The organism is Pseudomonas sp. A-R-19, assembly GCF_019956575.1.
Lineage (GTDB): Bacteria > Pseudomonadota > Gammaproteobacteria > Pseudomonadales > Pseudomonadaceae > Aquipseudomonas.
Genome location: NZ_JAHBDR010000044.1, coordinates 19337 through 40991 on the forward strand (window position 1 = coordinate 19337; position 21655 = coordinate 40991).

General features: G+C 61.8%; 18 protein-coding genes and 1 pseudogene. 6 read left to right on the plus strand and 13 right to left on the minus strand.

All coding sequences use genetic code 11. The annotated features are described in order from the left end of the window. Positions 1 to 2: 2 nt before the first annotated feature. The 6 genes and pseudogenes from KGA88_RS09920 (at position 3) to KGA88_RS31740 (ending at position 4355) form a co-directional block, all read left to right on the plus strand. Positions 3 to 275, plus strand: coding sequence for a twin-arginine translocase TatA/TatE family subunit (locus KGA88_RS09920; protein ID WP_007989280.1), 273 nt, complete (start codon positions 3 to 5; stop codon positions 273 to 275). A gap of 10 nt (positions 276 to 285) precedes the next feature. Then, the gene (gene tatB / locus KGA88_RS09925) at positions 286 to 738 is read left to right on the plus strand and encodes a Sec-independent protein translocase protein TatB (protein ID WP_110662507.1); all 453 of its coding nucleotides are present in this window, start codon (positions 286 to 288) and stop codon (positions 736 to 738) included. Beyond that, on the plus strand, positions 735 to 1529 hold the full coding sequence (gene tatC, locus KGA88_RS09930; protein WP_007989278.1) for a twin-arginine translocase subunit TatC: 795 nt from the start codon (positions 735 to 737) through the stop codon (positions 1527 to 1529). Before tatB ends, tatC begins: the two co-directional genes overlap by 4 nt. Continuing rightward, positions 1526 to 2233 (plus strand): 16S rRNA (uracil(1498)-N(3))-methyltransferase, encoded by a 708-nt coding sequence (locus KGA88_RS09935; RefSeq protein ID WP_223590467.1) that lies wholly within the window; start codon positions 1526 to 1528, stop codon positions 2231 to 2233. Before tatC ends, KGA88_RS09935 begins: the two co-directional genes overlap by 4 nt. A 205-nt stretch (positions 2234 to 2438) precedes the next feature. Next, positions 2439 to 3500: pseudogene (locus KGA88_RS31735) on the plus strand (methyl-accepting chemotaxis protein); the annotation flags it as partial. A 141-nt stretch (positions 3501 to 3641) separates the two neighbouring features. Beyond that, complete coding sequence (locus KGA88_RS31740; RefSeq protein WP_411740840.1) at positions 3642 to 4355, plus strand: methyl-accepting chemotaxis protein; 714 nt, start codon at positions 3642 to 3644, stop codon at positions 4353 to 4355. Between the two features lie 175 nt (positions 4356 to 4530). On the opposite strand, the gene mdoH is transcribed toward KGA88_RS31740, so the two are convergent. The 13 genes from mdoH to KGA88_RS10005 all read right to left on the minus strand — a co-directional run bounded on the left by mdoH (position 4531) and on the right by KGA88_RS10005 (position 21595). After that, entirely contained in the window at positions 4531 to 7101 is a 2571-nt protein-coding gene (gene mdoH / locus KGA88_RS09945) for a glucans biosynthesis glucosyltransferase MdoH (RefSeq protein ID WP_223590473.1), read from the minus strand. Then, the gene (locus KGA88_RS09950) at positions 7094 to 8908 is read right to left on the minus strand and encodes a glucan biosynthesis protein G (RefSeq protein ID WP_110659666.1); all 1815 of its coding nucleotides are present in this window, start codon (positions 8906 to 8908) and stop codon (positions 7094 to 7096) included. Before KGA88_RS09950 ends, mdoH begins: the two co-directional genes overlap by 8 nt. Positions 8909 to 9229: 321 nt before the next feature. Continuing rightward, positions 9230 to 9667: a D-aminoacyl-tRNA deacylase gene (dtd, locus tag KGA88_RS09955; protein ID WP_223590479.1), complete on the minus strand. Its 438-nt coding sequence runs from the start codon at positions 9665 to 9667 to the stop codon at positions 9230 to 9232. Further along, positions 9664 to 10635 (minus strand): prolyl aminopeptidase, encoded by a 972-nt coding sequence (pip, locus tag KGA88_RS09960; RefSeq protein WP_103397252.1) that lies wholly within the window; start codon positions 10633 to 10635, stop codon positions 9664 to 9666. Before pip ends, dtd begins: the two co-directional genes overlap by 4 nt. Before the next feature lie 105 nt (positions 10636 to 10740). Further along, positions 10741 to 11646, minus strand: coding sequence for an alpha/beta hydrolase (locus KGA88_RS09965; RefSeq protein ID WP_223590482.1), 906 nt, complete (start codon positions 11644 to 11646; stop codon positions 10741 to 10743). A gap of 147 nt (positions 11647 to 11793) precedes the next feature. Next, on the minus strand, positions 11794 to 12741 hold the full coding sequence (locus KGA88_RS09970) for a choline ABC transporter substrate-binding protein (protein WP_223590484.1): 948 nt from the start codon (positions 12739 to 12741) through the stop codon (positions 11794 to 11796). A 265-nt stretch (positions 12742 to 13006) separates the two neighbouring features. Continuing rightward, positions 13007 to 13810, minus strand: coding sequence for an N-formylglutamate deformylase (gene hutG, locus KGA88_RS09975; protein ID WP_110662169.1), 804 nt, complete (start codon positions 13808 to 13810; stop codon positions 13007 to 13009). Between the two features lie 10 nt (positions 13811 to 13820). After that, positions 13821 to 15026 carry an imidazolonepropionase gene (hutI, locus tag KGA88_RS09980; protein ID WP_223590486.1) on the minus strand — a complete coding sequence of 402 codons (1206 nt, stop codon included), beginning with the start codon at positions 15024 to 15026 and terminating at the stop codon, positions 13821 to 13823. 17 nt (positions 15027 to 15043) lie between these two features. Then, entirely contained in the window at positions 15044 to 16450 is a 1407-nt protein-coding gene (locus KGA88_RS09985; RefSeq protein ID WP_110662171.1) for an amino acid permease, read from the minus strand. 108 nt (positions 16451 to 16558) lie between these two features. Then, the gene (gene hutH, locus KGA88_RS09990; protein ID WP_223590489.1) at positions 16559 to 18091 is read right to left on the minus strand and encodes a histidine ammonia-lyase; all 1533 of its coding nucleotides are present in this window, start codon (positions 18089 to 18091) and stop codon (positions 16559 to 16561) included. 118 nt (positions 18092 to 18209) lie between these two features. Further along, positions 18210 to 19733, minus strand: coding sequence for a histidine ammonia-lyase (gene hutH, locus KGA88_RS09995; protein WP_110662708.1), 1524 nt, complete (start codon positions 19731 to 19733; stop codon positions 18210 to 18212). A gap of 183 nt (positions 19734 to 19916) precedes the next feature. Continuing rightward, entirely contained in the window at positions 19917 to 20747 is an 831-nt protein-coding gene (locus tag KGA88_RS10000) for a glycine betaine/L-proline ABC transporter ATP-binding protein (RefSeq protein ID WP_110658356.1), read from the minus strand. Continuing rightward, positions 20744 to 21595: an ABC transporter permease gene (locus tag KGA88_RS10005; RefSeq protein WP_110658357.1), complete on the minus strand. Its 852-nt coding sequence runs from the start codon at positions 21593 to 21595 to the stop codon at positions 20744 to 20746. Before KGA88_RS10005 ends, KGA88_RS10000 begins: the two co-directional genes overlap by 4 nt. Positions 21596 to 21655: the final 60 nt, after the last annotated feature.

Consider the following 21655-nt stretch of genomic DNA (forward strand, 5'->3'; position numbering starts at 1 on the left):
GCATGGGCATTTTTGACTGGAAACACTGGATCGTCATCCTGGTTGTCGTGGTACTGGTATTCGGCACCAAGAAGCTGAAAAACCTCGGCACTGACGTCGGCGAATCGATCAAGGGCTTCAAGAAAGCCATGAACGACGACGAAAAACCGGCCGACCCGAATGCGACCCCGGCCCAACCGGTTCCGCCGGTACAGCCCCAGGCCTCTGTGAACCAGCCGCACACCATCGACGTGCAGGCACAGAAAGTCGAAGAGCCGATCCGCAAAGACGTGTGAGCACTGACTAATGTTTGGTATCAGCTTCTCTGAACTGCTGCTCGTCGGCCTCGTCGCCCTGCTGGTGCTGGGCCCCGAGCGCTTGCCGGGCGCTGCGCGCACCGCTGGCCTGTGGGTCGGGCGCCTGAAGCGCAGCTTCAACGCGATCAAACAGGAAGTTGAACGTGAAATCGGTGCCGACGAGATTCGTCGGCAACTGCACAACGAACACATCCTGTCGCTTGAGCAGGAGGCGCGGAAAATCTTCACGCCGACCCAGCAGGAGCCGACGCCAGTGGAGCATGTGGGTGCGCAGACGATTCAAGCGCCTGCCGCTGCCGTCGAGCCAACACCCGCTCCCGTTGTCGCGCCTGTCGAACCTGCGCCTGTTGTTGCAGCCACTCCGGTTGAACCTGTTACACCTGCGGCTGCGCCCGTTGCGCCGGCCCCTCATGACCCAACACTGCCGCCGCGAGCCCCATGAGCGATCTTCCTGAAAACGACCAGCACATGCCGCTGGTTTCGCACCTCACCGAGTTGCGTACCCGCCTGCTGCGCTGCGTAGCGGCGATCTTCATCATCTTTGCCGGGCTGTTCGCCTTCACCCAGCAGATCTACACCTTCGTCTCGACGCCGCTGCGCGCGTACCTGCCCGCTGGCGCGACGATGATTGCCACCGACGTGTCGTCGCCGTTCCTGACGCCACTGAAGCTGACCATGATGGTCTCGCTGTTCCTGGCCATCCCGGTGATCCTGCACCAGATCTGGGGTTTCATCGCCCCGGGCCTGTACAAGCATGAAAAGCGCATCGCCGTGCCCTTGCTGGTCTCCAGCATCTTTCTGTTCTACGCCGGCATGGCGTTCGCCTATTTCCTGGTGTTCCCGCTGATCTTCAAGTTCTTCGCCTCCGCCACCCCGGCCGGCGTGGAAATGATGACCGACATCACCAGCTACCTCGATTTCGTCATGACGCTGTTCTTTGCCTTTGGCGTGGCGTTCGAAATCCCGGTGGCCGTGGTGCTGCTGGTGTGGATCGGCGTGGTCGACGTCAAATACCTGAAGAAGATCCGCCCGTATGTGATCATCGGCTGCTTCGTGGTCGGCATGATCCTGACGCCGCCGGACATCTTCTCGCAGACCCTGCTGGCCGTGCCGATGTGGCTGCTGTTCGAGATCGGCATCCTGTTTGGCAGCCTGATCAGCAAGCGTGGCGAACATCCGGACGACCAACCGGCTGACGATCACAACGACCAGCCGCCAGCGACCCAAGCGTGAACCTGCTGCTCCTCGAAGAGGCCGATTTCATTGCGGCCGACCGGGCGGTCCTGCGTGATCGCCGGTTGTCCCACATGCAGGAAGTCCACCGCTGCGAAGTCGGCGACAGCATGCGCGTCGGGCGGATCGGCGGGCTGATGGGCTCGGCCGAAGTGCTGCGCCTGGACGCCGGCGAAGCGGAATTGCGCGTCACCCTCGACCAGCCACCACCGGCCAAGCTGCCATTGACCCTGGTGTTGGCCCTGCCACGGCCCAAGATGCTGCGCAGGGTGTTCCAGACCGTGGCGGCCATGGGAGTGCCACGGGTCGTGCTGGTCAACAGCTATCGCGTCGAGAAGAGCTTCTGGCAAACGCCGTTCCTGGAGCCCGAGGCGATTCGCGAGCAGTTGATCCTCGGCCTCGAACAGGCCCGGGACAGCGTGCTGCCGGAAGTCGTGATCGAGAAGCGCTTCAAGCCGTTCGTCGAAGACCGCCTGCCAGCGATTACCGACGGCACCCTCGGCCTGGTCGGGCATCCGGGCAATTACCCGCCCTGCCCTCGCGCACTCAGCGAACCGGTGACCCTGGCCATCGGCCCCGAGGGTGGGTGGATTCCCTACGAGATCGACCTGCTGGGCAAGTCCGGCCTGCAACCGGTGCAACTGGGCGAGCGCATCCTGCGCGTCGAAACCGCCGTGACCGCGCTGCTGGCAAGACTTTTCTAATCCCAGACACAATCCCCTGTGGGAGCGGGCTTGCTCGCGAAGGCGGTGTATCAGTCGGCATTGAAGTGACTGACACTCCGCTTTCGCGAGCAAGCCCGCTCCCACAGGTCATCATCCGTCCTTACATCGGGCAGCGCCTACAGATTCAGGCGCCCCTGCCGATACCCCCCCCATAAAACCAAATTGTGGTCCGGGGAGTTTCAGCATGTACCAATGGCTAGCCGAGAATCTGGGAAACGTCAGCGTCAAACGCAAGCTGGGAATCGGCTTCGGTCTGGTGCTGTTATTGACCCTGTTGATCACCTTCACCGGCTGGAGCGGCCTGAGCAGCGTGACCAGCCGTGGCGATAAACTGGGGTTCATCGCCAGCCTCAACGACCTGACCAAGGACCTGCGCATTGCACGCCTGGATTACGAGATGCGTCGCGGTGAACAAGGTCCCGGCGCCGTCAACGATCTGCTGGGCAAACTCGAAAGCGGCCTGCAGACCGCCCGTGGCCTGATCGAGCAACCGGCTGATACGGCCATGGTCGATCAACAACTGGCCGCTGTCGCCGAATACCGTCGCGCCTTCAGTGACATGACCCAGGCCGGTGCCCAGCGTGAAGACGCCCGCGGCAAACTCGGCGCCACCGCCGACAACGCCGTGGCCCGCGTCGCCGAAGTGGAAAAATCCATGCTGCAGGGCGAGAGCGTGGCGGCGTTCAACAGCGTGATCGACCTGAGCAAACTGATCCAGCAAGCACGCTTCCAGGTTCGCGGCTACACCTACAGCGGCAAGAGCGAAGCCGAACAGCCTGCCCTCGATGCGATCGACAACGCCCTGAAGAACCTCGAGAGCCTGCCGGCCAAACTGCCCGAAGAACACATCGCCAATCTGCAACAGGCGTCTGATTCGCTGAAGGCCTACCGCGCCGCCGTCAGCCAGTTCCGCGACTCCCAGGTGGCCAGCGCCAAAGCCCTGGTACGCATGTCTGCGCAAGGCGACATCCTGTTGGACATGAGCCAGAAACTCACCGTCTCGCAAACCATCGTGCGCGACGCCGACGCCGCCCACGCCAAGAACATGCTGACCCTCGCCACCGTACTGGCTATCGCCTTCGGCCTGCTGGCAGCCTGGGCGATCACCCGGCAGATCATCATTCCGCTGAACCAGACCCTGGCCGTCGCTGAGCGAGTAGCCAGTGGCGACCTGACCCACAACCTGACGTCCAAGCGCCGCGACGAACTCGGCCAGTTGCAGCGCGCCATGCAGAACATGACCCAGGGCTTGCGCGAGCTGATCGGCGGCATCAGCGATGGCGTCACGCAGATCGCCAGCGCCGCTGAGGAATTGTCTGCAGTCACCGAGCAGACCAGCGCCGGGGTCAACAGCCAGAAGATCGAGACCGACCAGGTCGCGACGGCCATGAACGAAATGGCCGCCACCGTGCAGGAAGTTGCGCGCAACGCCGAAGAGGCCTCCGAAGCTGCCGTCGCCGCCGACCAACAGGCCCGCGAGGGCGACAAAGTGGTCGGCGAAGCCATCGCCCAGATCGAACGCCTGGCCAAGGAAGTCGGCCACTCCACCGAGGCCATGGGCGAACTCCAGCGCGAAAGTGACAAGATCGGCAGCGTGCTCGACGTCATCAAGTCCGTGGCCCAGCAAACCAATCTGCTGGCGCTCAACGCCGCGATTGAGGCGGCCCGTGCCGGTGAAGCCGGGCGTGGTTTTGCCGTGGTCGCCGACGAAGTCCGCAGCCTGGCCCAGCGCACGCAGAAGTCCACCGAAGAGATCGAAGAGCTGATCGTCGGCCTGCAAAATGGCACGCAGCAAGTGGCGACCATCATGGACAACAGCCGCACCCTGACCGACAGCAGCGTCGAACTGACCCGCCGCGCTGGCGGCTCACTGGAAAGCATCACCCGCACGGTGTCGGCGATCCAGGCGATGAACCAGCAGATTGCGGCGGCGGCTGAGCAGCAAAGCGCTGTGGCCGAGGAGATCAACCGTAGCGTGCTGAACGTGCGGGATGTGTCGGACCAGACCTCGGCAGCCAGTGAAGAAACCGCCGCCTCCAGCGTTGAGCTGGCGCGGTTGGGGACGCATTTGCAGATGCTGGTGGGCAAGTTCAGGGTTTGAGGTGACGCCTTCGCGGGCAAGCCCGCTCCCACAGGGAATGGCGTTGTACACACAACCTTGTGGGAGCGGGCTTGCCCGCGAAAGCGATCGACCAGACACTGCTATTGCAGAGTCTGGTGCAAGCTCAAGAACAAACCTCAAGCCATAAAAAAACCCGCTTTCGCGGGTTTTTTTATTACGCCATCTGAGGCTGTTCGCTCATTGGCTTGAGCGGCAGCAACGGTGCATGGGGATCGGCCTTGACCGACTTACGCCAGGCGCCCAGCCACTCTGGGTGACCTTCGTTCCAGACCTGCTCATGCAGACGGGCCAATGCCACCGGATCGCTCAACAGTTGCACACGTTCGTTGTTGGTCAGACCTTCAGGCCCAACCTTCATCGCGTGGCGAACCCGCTCGATCCGCAACCACTCGATCGGCTCAGCCTGATTGTGCCGGGAGGTCGCCAGCGAGCACGCCAGGGCGTTCTGCTGTGGGTCGACCACCGAACGGACGAAGCCGTCGTTCAGCGCATGCCAGCGGTTTTCGTGGGTGTACTGGTCGGTGGCCAACAACGCCTGCGGCGGATTGTATTCCTCAGGGATCAGGAACAGGCTCTCGTCACGGGACTTCAGGCCCAGGCCGACACGACTGGAGATCACCGACACCGGGATCGACAGCATCAACGAACCGACGATCGGCACCAGCCACCACAGGAAGCTCGGGTTCAGCCAGATCACCAGCATGGCCCAGAAAAAGCCCAGCAGGGTTTGCGGACCATGGCGCTTGATCGCTTCGCTCCACGGCGTGGAGTCGTCGTCACGCTGTGGCGAGTTCCAGGTCGCGGCCCAGCCGAGGAACGCAGCGAGGACGAAACGGGTGTGGAAAATCATCCGCACCGGCGCCAGCAGCATGGAGAACAGCATCTCCAGCAGCATCGACAGGGTCACCTTGAACTTGCCGCCGAACTCTTTCGCGCCCTTGGCCCAGATCAGGATGATGCTCAGCAGCTTCGGCAGGAACAGCAGCACGATGGTGGTCGAGAACAGCGCAATCGCCTTGTCCGGGTGCCATTGTGGCCACAGCGGATAGAGCTGGCGCGGTTCGAGGAAGTACTGCGGCTCCATCAGCGTGTTGACCGCCAAAAGCGCTGTCGACAACACCAGGAAGAAGAACCACAACGGCGCCGACAGGTAGGACATCACGCCGGTCAGGAACACCGCGCGGTGCACCGGGTGCATGCCCTTGACCAGGAACAGGCGGAAGTTCATCAGGTTGCCGTGGCACCAGCGACGGTCACGCTTGAGTTCGTCCAGCAGGTTTGGCGGCAGCTCTTCATAGCTACCCGGCAAGTCGTAGGCAATCCACACGCCCCAGCCGGCACGGCGCATCAAGGCGGCTTCAACGAAGTCGTGGGACAGGATCGAGCCGGAGAACGCGCCTGTACCCGGCAACGGCGCCAGGGCGCAGTGGTCGATGAACGGCTTCATGCGGATGATCGCGTTGTGACCCCAGTAGTGCGACTCGCCCAGTTGCCAGAAGTGCAGGCCGGCGGTGAACAGCGGGCCATACACGCGAGTGGCGAACTGCTGCATGCGCGCATACAGGGTGTCCATGCCCGACGCACGTGGCGCGGTCTGGATGATCCCGGCGTCCGGCGTGGCTTCCATCAGGCGCACCAGACTGGTCAGGCACTCGCCGCTCATCACGGAGTCGGCGTCGAGTACGACCATGTACTTGTAGTCACCGCCCCAGCGACGGCAGAAGTCGTCGAGGTTGCCGCTTTTACGTTTTACGCGACGACGACGGCGGCGATAGAAGATCTTGCCGAAGCCGCCAGCTTCGCGGCAGACATCCAGCCAGGCCTGTTGCTCGGCGACACAGATATCGGCGTCGTTACTGTCACTGAGGACGAAGAAATCGAAACGGTCCAGGTCGCCCGTGGCCGCCACCGACTCGAAGGTCGCGCGTAGACCGGCGAATACCCGTGGCACGTCTTCGTTGCAGATCGGCATCACCAGGGCGGTGCGCGCATCCTTTGGAATCGGCTCGTTGCCAGCACTTTTACCGGAGATACGGTATTTATCGTGGCCGGTCAGCAATTCCAGGAACCCCATCAGCGCGGTCCAGAAACCGGCCGACACCCAGCAGAACAGAATCCCGAACAGGATCAGGATGCTGGTCTGCAACGCATACGGCAGCACTTGCGTGGCGGTTTGCAGCAGCGGTTGGTGCAGCACTTCGTTGAGGTCGACGAACGACCAGCCCTGGTACGGCATGATGCCTTTCATGTACCAGCCGGCGACGATGGTCTGGCCGAGCATCAGCAGCAACAGAATGTAGCGACGGATCGATCCGACGGTGCGCCAGCGCGCGGCCGGCAGGACACGTTCGTCCTTCGGCGGCTTCGGCGGGTTGGTTCGACCGGTCATCCGCCGCCAGCCACGCACCAGAATGTTGGTGCGCCACGGCTCCGGCACGACCTTGGTCCGCCGGATCGGCGGGGTCGCCTTGAGGCAGACCCGGCCGTTGGCGTCGAGCACCAGCATTTCCGCGTCCTGCAGTTCTTCGGCGGTGCTCAGGGTCAGGCGTTTGCCCACCGAAGCCTGGGCGGCTTCGGTCGGGGCATCGAACGTCGAGGACGACAGGCGTTCATGCAATTCGCTGAAAGACTGGCAGCCCGCGAGTTCCGCGCGCTGCTGGTCGGTCATCGGCAGATGCGCCAGATACTCGGAGAGAGTCTCTGGCCGTACTTGAGAGTTACTCATCGGCAGGCAACTGATAGCTCCAGGTCTCGGTCAGGACTTCTTCAGTCGGGGCCGATTCCGGTGTGGCTGGGGCCGCGTCGGCAGCGACAGGCTGCTTGGCGTCTTTATTGGCCTTGTCCTTGGCATCTGCAACAGGCTTGGCTTCAGCCTGCTTGGCCTCCGCTTGCTTGGCTTCCTTGTCCGCTTTCTCTTGTTGCTTGGCGGCAACCTTGTCGGCCTTGGCAACCGACGAGTTCGACGCTGGAATCGAAGTCTTGGCCAGGTCCGCCGGCACGATGTTCTGCACCAGTGCGGCACGCATCTCGGTGGACTTGCCCGGATCCTTGATCTTCATCCGCAGGGTCAGGCGCCAGCCCTTGGTTTCAGGGTTGTAGCGCACGCTGTTTTCCACAAGCTCAGCGTTGTCGCCGACGCTGACCTGGCTGCGAACATCCGCATCGGCCGGCAAAGCCGCCAGGGACGGGCCTTCGAAGTCCACCAGGTAGGCAACGCTGCCGTCCGGCTGACGAATCAGGTTGGACTGTTTGACGTCACCGGTCGAACGCAGGGTCTGCTTGACCCAGGCGCTGTCTGGCGCGTGAATCGAGTCCTCATCCATGGTCCAGTGCATACGATAAGCGACATCGAGCGGCTGGCCAGGTTCCGGCAATTTTTCCGGGTTCCAGAAAGCAACGATGTTGTCGTTGGTTTCGTCGGCGGTCGGAATCTCGACCAGGTCGACTGTGCCCTTGCCCCAGTCACCCTTCGGCTCGATCCAGGCGCTTGGGCGCTTGTCGTAGCGATCGTCGAGATCTTCGTAGTGGCTGAAGTCACGGCCACGTTGCAGCAGACCGAAGCCGCGCGGGTTTTCCACGCTGAAGTTGCTCACGGCCAGGTGTTTCGGGTTGTTCAGCGGACGCCAGATCCACTCGCCGTTGCCGGCATGGATCGCCAGGCCGCTGGAGTCGTGCAGCTCGCGACGGTAGTTGAGTACTTTCGACGGCTGGTTGGCGCCGAACAGGTACATGCTGGTCAACGGGGCGATACCCAGTTTGCCGACCTTGTCACGCAGGTACATCTGCGCCTTGACGTCGACGATGGTATCGCTGCCCGGACGCAGGGTCAGGCGATAGGCGCCAGTGGCACGAGGAGAATCCAGCAGGGCAAAGATCACCAGGTGCTTGTCGCCTGGCTTGGGCTGCTGAATCCAGAACTCGCGAAAACGCGGGAATTCTTCGCCGGACGGCAATGCGGTATCCAGCGCCATGCCGCGAGCGGACAAGCCATAGACGTGACCCTTGCCGACGACGCGGAAGTAGCTCGCGCCGAGCATGGTCATGATTTCGTCTTGCTTGTCGGCCTTGTTGATCGGGTACAGCACACGGAAACCGGCATAACCCAGTTGTTCGGTGGCCTTTGGATCGAACTGCATGTCGCCGAAGTCGAAACGACTCGGATCATATTTGATCTCTTCGACGGTGTTCGCGGTAATTTCGTTGATTTTCACCGGCGTATCGAAATGCATGCCCTGGTGATAGAAGGACAGCTTGAACGGCGTCTTCTGATCAGCCCACTCGGCTTTTTCCGTCAGAAAACGAATTTTCTGATAGTCCGCGAATTTCATGTCGCGGAACTCGTTCGGCAGGTTACTGCGCGGCGCTTCGTATTTCTGCGCGGCCAGCTCTTTTGCCTTGGCCGATACATCATCCAGACTGAATGCCCAAAGCTGGCCGGCGCTGAGCAGGCAGAGCAGCGCAGAGCCCGCTAACAGGGCGCTGCGTAACCGTTTGGCAGACAATTTTGGTGCGTTACAGGGACTAACAATCACGAGCAACCCTCGCCGAAAACAGATCAAAAAACCAACGGCCAGTTAAAGGGTCTGCACGGTGTACGGCATGAAAAAACCGCCCTTGCAAACCACTCTTGCCAAGTTGGCGAGCATTGTTCCGACTCCGCTAGGGCGAAATGATTCCCCAATCGGATCCAGACAAGTCTCTACCTAAGTCAAAATGGACCAACGAACGCTGATCCCCGTAGCGCGCGATTATCTAGTAGGCCGCGTTACAACGCATCAGGGGTAACAAAGTATTTATCGCGATAAAGCCCTGTTTTCAGTCGAAATGAGCTTAAAAACTTGTTTCAAGCGCTTTCAGGACTGTAACAGGAAGGTTACCGGGCCATCATTGACCAGGTGCACCTGCATATCCGCGCCGAATCTACCTGATGCCACAGTGCCATGCACCTGTTTCGCTTTGCTTAATAGATAGTCGAACAGTTCCTCTCCCAGCGCCGGAGGGGCCGCAGTCGAGAAACTCGGACGCAGCCCGCTTTTGGTATCGGCGGCCAGGGTGAACTGAGAGACCAGCAGCAGCCCGCCGCCCACATCCGCCAAGGACAGATTCATCTTGCCCTCAGCGTCACTGAACACTCGATAGTTAAGCAGCTTATTGAGAAGTTTGTCAGCGCTGGCCCGCGTGTCGTCGGGCTCAACGGCCACCAGGACCAGCAATCCCTGATCAACGGCACCCACGACCTCGCCCGCAACCTCGACTCTTGCGCCACGCACCCGTTGCAGCAGACCCTTCATGCCTCGTCAGGCGCCAGGTCGAGCAGACGTCGAGCCATCTGATCGGCGGCGCGGACCAGTGCGTCAGTGATGCCCGGTTCGGAAGCGGCATGACCGGCATCGCGGATGACCTGCAGTTCGCTGTTCGGCCAGGCCTGGTGCAATTCCCAGGCGTTATCCAGCGGGCAGATCACGTCATAGCGGCCATGGATGATTACGCCAGGCAAATGAGCGATCTTGCCCATGTCGCGGATCAACTGGTTCGGCTCCAGGAAGGCGTTGTTGCTGAAGTAGTGGCATTCGATGCGGGCAATCGACAATGCACGTTGTGGCTCGGAGAAGCGATCGACCACCAGCGGGTTCGGACGCAGGGTCGCGGTGCGGCCCTCCCAGGTGGACCAGGCCTTGGCCGCATGCATCTGGGCAATCTGGTCGTTGCCGACCAGGCGTTTGTGGAACGCAGTCAGCAAGTCGCCGCGCTCATCCAGCGGGATCGGCGCAATGTAGTCCTGCCAGTAATCGGGGAACAGACGGCTCGCGCCGGCCTGATAGAACCATTCGATCTCCTGCGGACGGCACAGAAAGATCCCGCGCAGGATCAGGCCGTGTACACGCTCAGGATGGGTTTGCGCATAAGCCAGCGCCAGGGTCGAACCCCAGGAACCGCCAAACAGCACCCATTTGTCGATGCCCAGGTGCTGGCGAATCCGCTCAAGGTCCGCGACCAGATCCCAGGTCGTGTTGTTTTCCAGGCTGGCGTGGGGCGTGGAGCGACCGCAACCGCGCTGATCGAAAGTGACAATGCGATACAGGTTGGGATCGAAGAAGCAACGACTCTGGGCATCACATCCGGCACCGGGGCCGCCGTGGATGAACACCACCGGCAAACCTTCCGGTGAACCGCTTTCGTCGACGTACAGGGTGTGGGTTGCATCGACGGCCAGATCGTGCCGGGCGTAGGGTTTGATCTGCGGGTACAAAGTCTGCATTGCGCACTCCGTAAGGGGGTCGAGTTCATCCCTGGGGGGACTTCTAATATTCTGCCGTGGGGCATCATAAACCCGAATTACGTCAATGAGCATGTCCGTGCGGAGTCAGAGTTTTGCCGCCAGATAACCAAACAAGATTTCGTACAGCGCATCGACCTCGGGCACCTGCCCGCGGGCTCGCAAACAGCCGTGAACCAGGCCCTCGCCAACATATAGCGTGGCAGCCACGCCCGCCGCACTCAGTCGCTCGGCGTACAGCACGCCGTCATCGCGCAACGGATCGAATTGCGCCACGGCGATCAATGCCGGTGGCAGTCCGCTGAAATCCGTGGCCAGCAATGGCATGGCGTAGGCGTTCGGGTGGCGGGTACCGCGCAGGTAGAGCGCGTGATAGCAATCGACGTCACTGCTGCTGAGTAATGGCGCGTCGATGCACTCACTGCGCGATGGCAAGCGCTGATCGCCGCCCAACCCCGGATAGATCAGCACCTGCGCGCACGGTACCGGCTCGCCGGCATCGCGCAGCGCCAGGCATAACGCCGCCGCGAGGTTGCCGCCGGCACTGTCGCCAGCCACCAGCGTGCGCGCCGGGTCGAGTTGAAACGGCCCGGTGCGCAATGCTCGCCAGACCTTGAGGCAATCATCGAACGCAGCGGGAAACGGATGCTCCGGTGCCCGGCGATAATCCACGGCGATCACCAGCACACCCAGCGTCGATGCCAACTCGGCGCAGATGAAATCGTGGGAATCCAGGTCCCCCACCACCCAGCCACCGCCATGCAGGTAAACGATGCAGGACGCACCGCTGGCCGGTGGTTGATAGGAACGAACCGCCACGCCGGCCAGTTCGAAATCGACGACATACAACCCGACGGGGCGTGCCGGGGTAAACGCCCGGCACATCTCGCTGTAGGCCTGGCGCAACCCGGTGATACTGCTGTCGGTGCTGTTGAAGCTCAGGGTTTTGTCGACGAACGCCGTCATTTGTTCGGAAAGCGGGTAAGGAGCCATGAGCCTGGTGCCCGTAAAGGTAAATGTATGGCCCCTGTAGGAGCGAGCTTGCTCGCGATGGTCGTCAACGATGACGCGGGAAGCCTGATACCCCCACGAAGTTCTCGGGTTTATCGCGAGCAAGCTCGCTCCTACAGGGTTTTGGTGTCAGTTTTTCAGACTGGCCTGAACCGTGGCCACGCCGTCCTTACCATCAAAGCTGCTGACACCGGCCAGCCAGCGCTGAAGATCTTCCGGATGCTCGCGCAGCCATTTTTTGGCGACATCCTGAGCCGTCTGGCGCTCCATGATCGGCACCATCAACTGGCTTTCCTGGGCAGCGGTGAACGTCAGGTTTTCCAGCAGGCGATTGACGTTCGGGCAGCGCTCGGCGTAATCCGGGGCAGTCACGGTGGAGACGGTCGCGGCGCCTTCATTCGGACCGTAGACATCTTCACTGCCGGTCAGGTAGGTGATCTTCATGTTGATGTTCATCGGGTGCGGGGTCCAGCCGACGAACACCACGAACTCCTTGCGATTCACCGCTCGCTGCACGGCCGCCAGCATGCCGGCCTCGCCTGATTCGATCAGTTTGAAGTCCTTCAGACCGAAGTGATTGGTCTCGATCATGGTCTTGATCGTGGTGTTGGCGCCGCTGCCTGGCTCGATGCCGTAGATCTTGCCGCCGAGCTGGTCTTTGAATCTGGCGATGTCGGCGAAGGTTTTCAGACCGGCCGCTGCCACATAGTCCGGGACCGCGAGTGTGGCCTGGGCATCGGCCAGGCTCGGTTTGTCCATGACCTTGACCTGATTGGCCGCCACGAACGGTGCGATGTTTTTATCCATCGCCGGTTTCCAGTAACCAAGGAAGATGTCCAGGCGCTTGTCGCGGATGCCGGCGAAGATGATTTGCTGCACGGCGCTGGTTTGCTTGCTTTCGTAGCCGAGACCGTTGAGAAGCACATCGGCCATGCCGCTGGTGGCGATCACGTCAGTCCAGTTGACCACGCCCATGCGCACGGTTTTGCAGGACGCGTCCTCCGCGGCCATGGCGCCGGCGCTCAACAGTACAGTGCCGCAGAGAATAGAGAGACAGCGGGGAAACAGTCTTTTCATCGGAATGAGTCTCGTGCGGCAGCGGATTATTGTCGGGTCGGTGTCTATGTGCACCGTGGCCAGAACATTACGCAGCAGACGAGCGGTAGAAGCGAACTGTGGCGACCGTGTTTTGCACGGTGGCGACTCATGATCCGTATCAGGTCGAACACATACCCTGTGGGAGCGGGCTTGCTCGCGAAGAGGGTGTGTCAGACGCCATCAATGCTGGCTGATCCACCGCTTTCGCGAGCAAGCCCGCTCCCACAGGGTTATGCGTCAGGATTTAGCGCTTGTAGTGTTTTTGACCCCAGGCCAACAAGCCTTGCAGCAATTCCTTCAACACCACCCGCGTCGGCTCCGCCAGATCCGGGCGATAACGGAACGGCTCGAACTCTTCCATGTACGTGCACTGCCCCAGCTCCAGTTGCACGGCGTGGATGTTCTCGCCCGGGTTGCCGTAATGGCGAGTGATGTGGCCGCCCTTGAAGCGTCCGTTCAGCACGTGGGTGTAGTTGTCGTGACGCGCGCAGATCGCTTCGAGTTGCGTCGCCAAGTGAGGATCGCAACTGGCGCCATTGAAGGTGCCGAGGTTGAAGTCCGGCAGCTTGCCGTCGAACAGGTGCGGGATCAGCGAGCGGATCGAGTGCGCATCGAACAGCAGCGCGTAGCCGAACTCGGCCTTCAGTCGCGCCAGTTCCTGCTGCAAGGTGCTGTGGTATGGCGTCCAGATCTGCTCCAGATAGCTCGCGCGCTCATCGGCAGAAGGCTCCAGCCCTTCGCGGAACAACGGCACGCCGTCGAACAACGTGGCCGGGTACAAGCCAGTGGTCGCGCCGACGTACAACGGCTTGTCGTCGGATGGGCGGTTAAGGTCGATGACGAACCGCGAGTACTCGGCGGCCAGGGTGCTGGCGCCCAGTTCAGCGGCGAAGTCATAAAGTTGCGGGATGTGCCAGTCGGTGTCCGGCAGGCTTTTGGCCTGTGGGATCAACCCGGCTTCGACCGCAGGCGTCAGGCGCACACCGGCATGGGGCATGCTGATCAGCAGCGGTACACGGCCTTGTTTGAAATTCAGAACCTTATCCACAACAGATCTCCTACAGACTTGATTCGACGCCGTGGCGCACGACGCGTTTTTCCAGGTCGCCGCCCAGCCAGTAACAGAGGTCGGCGGGACGATCGATTTGCCAGGCGACGAAATCCGCGACCTTGCCCGCCTCCAGCGAACCATGGGTTTGAGCCATGCCCAAGGCGGTGGCGGCATGAATCGTCGCGCCCGCCAGGGCTTCTTCCGGGGTCATGCGGAAACAGGTGCAAGCCATGTTCAGCATCAGGCGCAACGACAGTGCCGGCGAGGTGCCCGGATTGAGGTCGCTGGCGATGGCGATTTTCACGCCGTGCTTGCGCAGGGCTTCCATCGGCGGCAATTGGGTTTCGCGCAGGAAGTAAAAGGCGCCGGGCAACAGCACGGCGACCGTACCGGACTTGGCCATGGCGATGGCGTCGTCTTCGGTCATGAACTCCAGGTGATCGGCGGACAACGCGTGGTAACGCGCCGCCAGGCTCGAGCCGTGCAGCGACGATAACTGCTCGGCGTGCAGCTTCACTGGCAAGCCCAGTTCCTGGGCGGCAATGAACACCCGCTCGACCTGCGCCGGGGAGAACGCCAGGTACTCGCAGAACGCGTCCACGGCGTCGACCAGCCCTTCGGCGGCCAGGGCCGGGAGCATGTCGGCGCAGATGTGATCGATGTAGTCATCAGCGCGATCGGCGTATTCCGGCGGCAAGGCGTGAGCCGCCAGGCAGGTGCTGCGCACGCTGACCGGCAGTTCGGCGCCGAGGCGACGGGCCACGCGCAGCATCTTGCGCTCGTTGGCCAGGTCCAGGCCGTAGCCGGACTTGATTTCGATGCTGGTGACGCCATCGCGCATCAGGCTTTTCAGACGCTTGGCGGCACTGGCAAACAACTCGTCTTCGCTGGCGGCACGGGTGGCGCGCACGGTGCTGGCGATGCCGCCACCGCTGGCGGCGATTTCCGCGTAGCTGATGCCTTGCAGGCGCTTTTCGAACTCACCGCTGCGGTTACCGCCGAACACCGTGTGAGTGTGGCAGTCAATGAGGCCCGGTGTGACCCAGGCCCCGTTCAAATCATTGATGGCCTGGTACTCGCCCGCCGGCAACTCACCGCGCGGGCCGATCCACTCAATGTGCGCTCCTGACGTCACGATGGCCGCGTCTTCGATGATCGAGTAGACGCCTTGTGCCATGGTTGCGACGTGACAGTGTTGCCAGAGAGTTTTCATCCTTGGCCTCCATTAGGTTATCGATGAGAAAAAGTAGGGTCCTGCGTCACCAGGGCTGCCTGGCCCGCCGCCGGTTTCACCCACGTCAGGTAAGCCAGCACCAGCAACACGATCCAGACCACGCCGACAATCAGCGCTGCCTGGGTGTCCGGGAAATAGCCCAGCACGCCGAAAATGAACAGCATGAAGGCAATTGCCGCCGCCGGCGCGTAGGGCCAGAGCGGTACCGGGAATTTCAGTTGTGCAACCTGCTCGGCGCTCATGGACCGGCGCATGGCCACTTGGGTCACCAGAATCATCAGCCAGACCCACACCGTGGCAAAGGTCGCGATGGAAGCGATCAACAGGAACACGTTTTCCGGGATCAGGTAGTTCAGCAGCACGCCCAGCAACAGCGCGGCACTCATCACCACGACCGTCATCCATGGCACGCCATTGCGCGACAGGCGGGCGAAGCCCTTGGGTGCATGGCCTTGCTGGGCCAGGCCGAACATCATGCGGCCAGCGCCGAAGATGTCACTGTTGATCGCCGAAATCGCCGCCGTGATCACCACGATATTGAGGATGGTGGCCGCCGAGCTGATCCCCAGCTTGTCGAAAATCTGCACGAACGGGCTGCCCTGGCTGCCGATCTGCTGCCATGGAAAGATCGACATCAGCACCAGCATCGTCAGCACGTAGAACAGCAGGATCCGCAACGGTACGGCATTGATCGCCCGAGGCAGCACGTGCTGTGGGTCCTTGGCTTCACCTGCCGTTACGCCGATGATTTCAATACCGCCAAACGCAAACATCACCACCGCGAACGAAGCGATCAGACCGCCCATGCCATTGGGCATGAAGCCGCCCTGGGTCCAGAGGTTGCTGATGTCGGTCGCTTGCCCTGGGGCCGAGCTGATGCCGAACCACATGATGCCGAAACCACCCAGGATCATCGCGACGATGGCCGCGACCTTGAGCAGCGACAGCCAGAACTCCATTTCACCGAAGACTTTGACGTTGCACAGGTTCAAGCCGCCGACGATGGAAACGACACCCAGCACCCAGATCCAGCGGGAAACCTCCGGGAACCAGAAGCCCATGTAGATACCGAACGCGGTAACGTCGGCCATGCCGACGATGACCATTTCGAATGCGTAGGTCCAACCGAGGATGAAGCCCGCCATCGGACCCAGGTAGGTGCTGGCGTACTGGCCAAAAGAACCGGCAACAGGGTTGTGCACCGCCATCTCACCGAGGGCGCGCATGACCATGAACACTGCCGCGCCACCGATCAGGTACGCGAGCAGCACCGCAGGCCCGGCCATTTGAATGGCCGAGGCAGAACCGTAAAACAGCCCGGTGCCGATTGCCGACCCCAGCGCCATGAAGCGAATATGTCGGGCAGAGAGCCCGCGTTTCAAACCTTTTTCTGGCTGTTGCATTTCTCGTCCCTAATTATTGTTATTCGACGTTAAATCGAATCGCCGGCAAGCCGGCTCCTACAGGTTTATGCGACCCCCTGTAGGAGCTGGCTTGCCAGCGAGGGGGCCTTACAGGCTAGGCAGCAACTTCGCCGTCACCAGCTCGTTCAGGCAACGCGAAGCCAACAACTCAGTCGCCGCATTGATGTCCGGCGCAAAGAAGCGGTCCTTCTCATAGAACGGCACGTCGTTACGCAGGATGGCACGAGCCTTTTCCAGCTTCGGCGAGGTTTTCAGGCCGTTGCGCAGGTCCAGGCCCTGTACCGCCGCCAGCCATTCCACAGCGAGAATCCCACGGGTGTTCTCGGCCATTTCCCACAGACGCTTGCCAGCCGCTGGAGCCATCGACACGTGGTCTTCCTGGTTGGCGGAGGTCGGCAGGCTATCCACCGAATGGGGATGGGACAAGGCCTTGTTTTCGCTGGCCAGTGCCGCAGCGGTCACCTGGGCGATCATGAAGCCGGAGTTCACGCCACCGTTGGCCACCAGGAACGGCGGCAGTTGCGACATGTGCTTGTCCATCATCAACGAGATGCGGCGTTCGCTCAGGGAACCGATTTCAGCGATGGCCAGGGCCATGTTGTCGGCGGCCATGGCCACTGGCTCGGCGTGGAAGTTACCACCGGAAATCACGTCGCCTTCAGCGGCGAACACCAGCGGGTTGTCCGAGACGGCGTTGGCTTCGATGGCCAGCACTTCGGCGGCCTGGCGGAACTGGGTCAGGCAGGCGCCCATGACTTGCGGCTGGCAGCGCAGGGAGTACGGGTCCTGGACCTTCTCGCAGTTTTCGTGGGAGTCGGAGACTTCGCTGCGCTCGCCGAGCAGATCGCGATACGCGGCGGCGGCATCGATCTGGCCTTTCTGGCCACGGGCAGCGTGGATGCGTGCGTCGAACGGCGAACGCGAACCCAGTACCGCTTCAACGGTCAGGCCGCCGAGGGCCAGGGCACCGGCGAACAGGTCTTCACCTTCGAACAGGCCACGCAGGGCGAACGCGGTGGACACCTGGGTGCCGTTGAGCAGCGCCAGGCCTTCTTTTGCAGCCAGGGTCAGTGGGGTCAGACCGGCAACTTTCAGCGCTTCGGTGGCTTCCATCCACTCGCCTTTGTAGCGCGCCTTGCCCTCGCCCAGCAGCACCAGCGACATGTGCGCCAAAGGCGCCAAGTCACCGGAAGCACCGACCGAACCTTTCAACGGAATGTGCGGGTACACCTCGGCGTTGATCAGGGCGATCAGCGCATCGATTACCACACGGCGGATACCGGAGAAACCACGGCTCAGGCTGTTGACCTTGAGCACCATGATCAAACGCACCAACTCATCGCTGATCGGCTGGCCGACACCGGCGGCGTGGGACAGCACCAGCGAGCGCTGCAGGTTTTCCAGGTCTTCGCTGGCGATACGGGTCGACGCCAGCAGGCCGAAACCGGTGTTGATGCCGTAGGCGGTACGGTTCTCGGCGAGGATCTGTTCCACGCAGGCGACGCTGGCTTCGATCTGGGCCGAGGCGCTGTGGTCGAGGGTCAGTTTCACCGGTTGCTGATAGACGTCGCGCAGTTGGGCGAGGGTCAGTTGGCCGGGAATCAGGTTTAGCGAAGTCATTTTGTGCTCCTTTTGAGAGTTAGCTATTAACTAACCAGACGCTCCGGAGATATCCGTTGTCCGTCGCATCCCCCTTTTTGAGGGGGTGGCGCCTTGGCACGCTGGTTTTGTAGGGAAATCAGTGCAAATTCGGTAAAGCTTTCTGCAGCAAAACAGGGTCTTTCAGAACGCTGGCAGCGGCGGCAATGTCGGGTGCCAGCCAACGGTCCTGGTCGTAGGCAGGCACTCGCTCACGCAGCAGACGCCAAGCGGTGTCGGTGCCCGCACCGAAGCGTTGTTCTTTCAGGAACTCAAACGCCTGGGCCGCGAGCAAATACTCGATGGCGAGGATCTGCGTGCAGTTTTCCAAGGCACGATGCAGCTTCAGCGCAGCGTTGGTGCCCAGGCTCAGGTGATCTTCCTGAAGGCCGGAAGTGACGTAGTTGTCGAGCACCGCCGGTTGCGCCAGTTGACGGTTCTCCGCGCACAGCGACGCGGCCACGTATTGCACGATCATCATCCCGGAGTTCACGCCCGGGTTGGCCACCAGGAACGCCGGCAGGCCGCTGACGTGCGGATTGATCAAACGGTCCAGGCGACGCTCGGCGATGGAGCCGATTTCCGCCATGGCGATCGCCAGCAGGTCCGCCGCCATTGCCACGGACTGGCCATGAGGGTTGGCCTGGGACACCACGCGGTAATTGTCCGCGGTGCCCAGCACCAGCGGGTTGTCGGTGGCGCCGTTGAGTTCGGTTTCGATCTGCTTGATTGCGTGTGCCAATTGGTCGCGAGCGGCGCCGTGCACCTGCGGGATCGAGCGAATGCTCAGGGCATCCTGAGTGCGAATGCCCTTGCTCTGGGCGATCACTTCGCTGCCGTCGAGCAAGGCCCGCAGGTTGATCCCGACCTGTTGCATGCCCGGGTGTGGCTTGAGCGCGATGATCTCGGCGTCGAATGCATCGATCTGCCCACGCTGGGCTTCGAAGCTCATGGCGCCGATCACGTCGGCCCATTCCAGCAGGCGCGTGGCATCGGCAATCGCCAGGCAGCTCAGGCCGCTCATGCACGGCGTGCCGTTGACCAGGCACAAACCGTCCTTGGCACCCAGCTTGACGGGTTGCAGGCCTTCTTCGGCCAGCGCTTGCTGTGCGGAAACGATCTGCCCGCGATAGCTGACATTGCCCACGCCCAACAGCGCGATGCCGATGTGGGCCATGTGGGTCAGGTAACCCACGGAGCCCTGGGACGGCACTTGCGGGGTGATGCCGCGGTTGAGCAACGCCAGCAGCGCTTCGACGACCTGACGGTGCAGGCCGGATTTGCCGTGACTGTAGTTGACGACGGCGGCGCACATGATCGAGCGGGTCTGCTCATTGGTCAGTGGCGCGCCAACGCCACAGGCGTGGCTGAGCAGGGTGTTGCGCGACAACTGGCTGAGTTGTTCGTCCTGCAGCGAGACGTTGCACAGCGCGCCCAGGCCGGTGTTGATGCCGTAGGCACGTTCGCCGCTGGTGACGATGCGCTGGACGATGGCCTGCGCGTTTTCGATGCGCGCCCAGATCGGCGCCGACAGCTCAAGCTGCGCGCCATCACGGGCGACAGCGACCACATCCTGCCAAGTTACCTGCGCTTCGGTGATAACGATTTTTTCAGCCTGGGACATCTGGAGCCTCATACCAATTCTGTTGACCAATGACACCCTGTGGCGAGGGGGCTTGCCCCCGTTGGGCTGCGAAGCAGCCCTGTTCTGGCTTTCTGGTGTGTCAGATTTATCCGGTTAACTGATTGTGCGAGCGCTGCGCACTCGAACGGGGGCAAGCCCCCTCGCCACAAAAAGCGGTACGCCTTAAACCACCGCCGCCCGACGCTGCACAAAGCGGTCGACATACTCATCCGCCGGCGAGTGCAGGATCTCTCGCGGCGTGCCGACCTGGATCAGGCGGCCGTCCTTGAGGATCGCGATGCGGTTGCCGATGCGCACGGCCTCGTCGAGGTCGTGTGTGATGAAGACGATGGTCTTGTGCAGGGTCTTTTGCAGCTCCAGCAACTGGTCCTGCATCTCCGCGCGGATCAGCGGGTCGAGGGCACTGAACGCTTCGTCCATCAGGATGATGTCGGTGTCCGCCGCCAAGGCACGGGCCAGGCCCACACGCTGACGCATGCCGCCGGAAAGTTGATGCGGGTATTTGTTTTCGTAGCCCTTGAGGCCCACGGTGTTGATCCAGTGCAGCGCACGCTCGGCGCACATGGCTTTGCTTTCGCCACGGATTTTCAGGCCGTAGGCGACGTTGTCCAGCACGCTCTTGTGCGGCAGCAGGCCGAAGCTCTGGAACACCATGCTGATCTTGCGCCGGCGAAATTCGCGCAGGGCTTCCATGTCGTATTGCAGGATGTCCACGCCGTCCACCAGGATCGCGCCGCTGGTCGGGTCGATCAGGCGGTTGAAGTGGCGGACCAGGGTCGACTTGCCGGAACCCGACAGGCCCATGATCACGAAGATCTCGCCGCTGCCGATGCTCAGCGACAGGTCGTTCACGCCGACCACGCAGCCGGTTTCGGCTAGCACCTGATCCTTGGTCTTGCCCTGGCCGACCATGGCCAGCGCTTCCTTGGCACGGTTGCCGAAAATCTTGAAGACGTTCTTGACTTCGATCTTGCTCACGGTTGCGTTGTTCATTTGCTCACCTCATGCCGTGCGCGACCGTACGCCTGTGTAATGCGGTCGATCACCACAGCCAGAATCACGATCGCCAGACCGGCTTCAAGGCCGCGTCCAACGTTGAGGGTCTGAATCCCCACCAGCACGTCTTCACCCAGGCCACGGGCACCGATCATCGAGGCGATTACCACCATCGACAGGGCCATCATGGTGGTCTGGTTGATCCCGGCCATGATGCTCGGCAGGGCCAGCGGCAGTTGCACGCCGAACAGTTGCTGCCAGCGATTGGCACCGAAGGCGTTGATCGCTTCCATCACTTCACCGTCGACCTGGCGAATGCCCAGGTCGGTCAGGCGGATCAGCGGCGGCGCGGCGTAGATCACCGTGGCGAAAATCGCCGGGACCTTGCCCAGGCCAAACAGCATCAGCACCGGGATCAGGTACACGAAGCTCGGCATGGTCTGCATGATGTCCAGCAACGGCATCAGTATCGAACGCAGGCGGTTGCTGCGGGCCGAGAGAATGCCCAGCGGAATGCCGATCAACACCGAGATGATCGTCGCCACCATCATCAGCGCCAGGGTCTGCATCAGCTTGTCCCAGAGGCCGACCGCTCCCACCAGGAACAGCAGGCCGACGATCACTGCCGTGGTCACGACTTTACGAGTCGCGTGCCAGGCCACGCCCGCCACGATCGCCAGCATCAGCCACCAGGGTGCCGCACGCAGCAGGCTTTCAAGATTGACGATGGCCCACAACAGGGTGTCGGAGATGTGCCGGAACACGTCGCCGTAGTTGGTGACCAGCGAATCGACCCAACCGTTGACCCAGTCGGCGATGGAAAAAGTAAAGCTTTCGGGAAACATAAGAGACTCTCAATCAAGGGGTTGCGATCAAGCATCCGACTGCCGTTGCCGACAGCGGGA

Excerpts from the sequence above, each read along its gene's own strand:
- KGA88_RS09920 (WP_007989280.1), top strand. The coding sequence starts at position 3 with ATGGGCATTTTTGACTGGAAACACTGGATCGTCATCCTGGTTGTCGTG.
- tatB (WP_110662507.1), top strand. The coding sequence starts at position 286 with ATGTTTGGTATCAGCTTCTCTGAACTGCTGCTCGTCGGCCTCGTCGCC.
- tatC (WP_007989278.1), top strand. The coding sequence starts at position 735 with ATGAGCGATCTTCCTGAAAACGACCAGCACATGCCGCTGGTTTCGCAC.
- KGA88_RS31740 (WP_411740840.1), top strand. The coding sequence starts at position 3,642 with ATGAACGAAATGGCCGCCACCGTGCAGGAAGTTGCGCGCAACGCCGAA.
- mdoH (WP_223590473.1), bottom strand. The coding sequence starts at position 7,101 with ATGAGTAACTCTCAAGTACGGCCAGAGACTCTCTCCGAGTATCTGGCG.
- dtd (WP_223590479.1), bottom strand. The coding sequence starts at position 9,667 with ATGAAGGGTCTGCTGCAACGGGTGCGTGGCGCAAGAGTCGAGGTTGCG.
- pip (WP_103397252.1), bottom strand. The coding sequence starts at position 10,635 with ATGCAGACTTTGTACCCGCAGATCAAACCCTACGCCCGGCACGATCTG.
- KGA88_RS09965 (WP_223590482.1), bottom strand. The coding sequence starts at position 11,646 with ATGGCTCCTTACCCGCTTTCCGAACAAATGACGGCGTTCGTCGACAAA.
- KGA88_RS09970 (WP_223590484.1), bottom strand. The coding sequence starts at position 12,741 with ATGAAAAGACTGTTTCCCCGCTGTCTCTCTATTCTCTGCGGCACTGTA.
- hutI (WP_223590486.1), bottom strand. The coding sequence starts at position 15,026 with ATGAAAACTCTCTGGCAACACTGTCACGTCGCAACCATGGCACAAGGC.
- KGA88_RS09985 (WP_110662171.1), bottom strand. The coding sequence starts at position 16,450 with ATGCAACAGCCAGAAAAAGGTTTGAAACGCGGGCTCTCTGCCCGACAT.
- hutH (WP_223590489.1), bottom strand. The coding sequence starts at position 18,091 with ATGACTTCGCTAAACCTGATTCCCGGCCAACTGACCCTCGCCCAACTG.
- hutH (WP_110662708.1), bottom strand. The coding sequence starts at position 19,733 with ATGTCCCAGGCTGAAAAAATCGTTATCACCGAAGCGCAGGTAACTTGG.
- KGA88_RS10000 (WP_110658356.1), bottom strand. The coding sequence starts at position 20,747 with ATGAACAACGCAACCGTGAGCAAGATCGAAGTCAAGAACGTCTTCAAG.
- KGA88_RS10005 (WP_110658357.1), bottom strand. The coding sequence starts at position 21,595 with ATGTTTCCCGAAAGCTTTACTTTTTCCATCGCCGACTGGGTCAACGGT.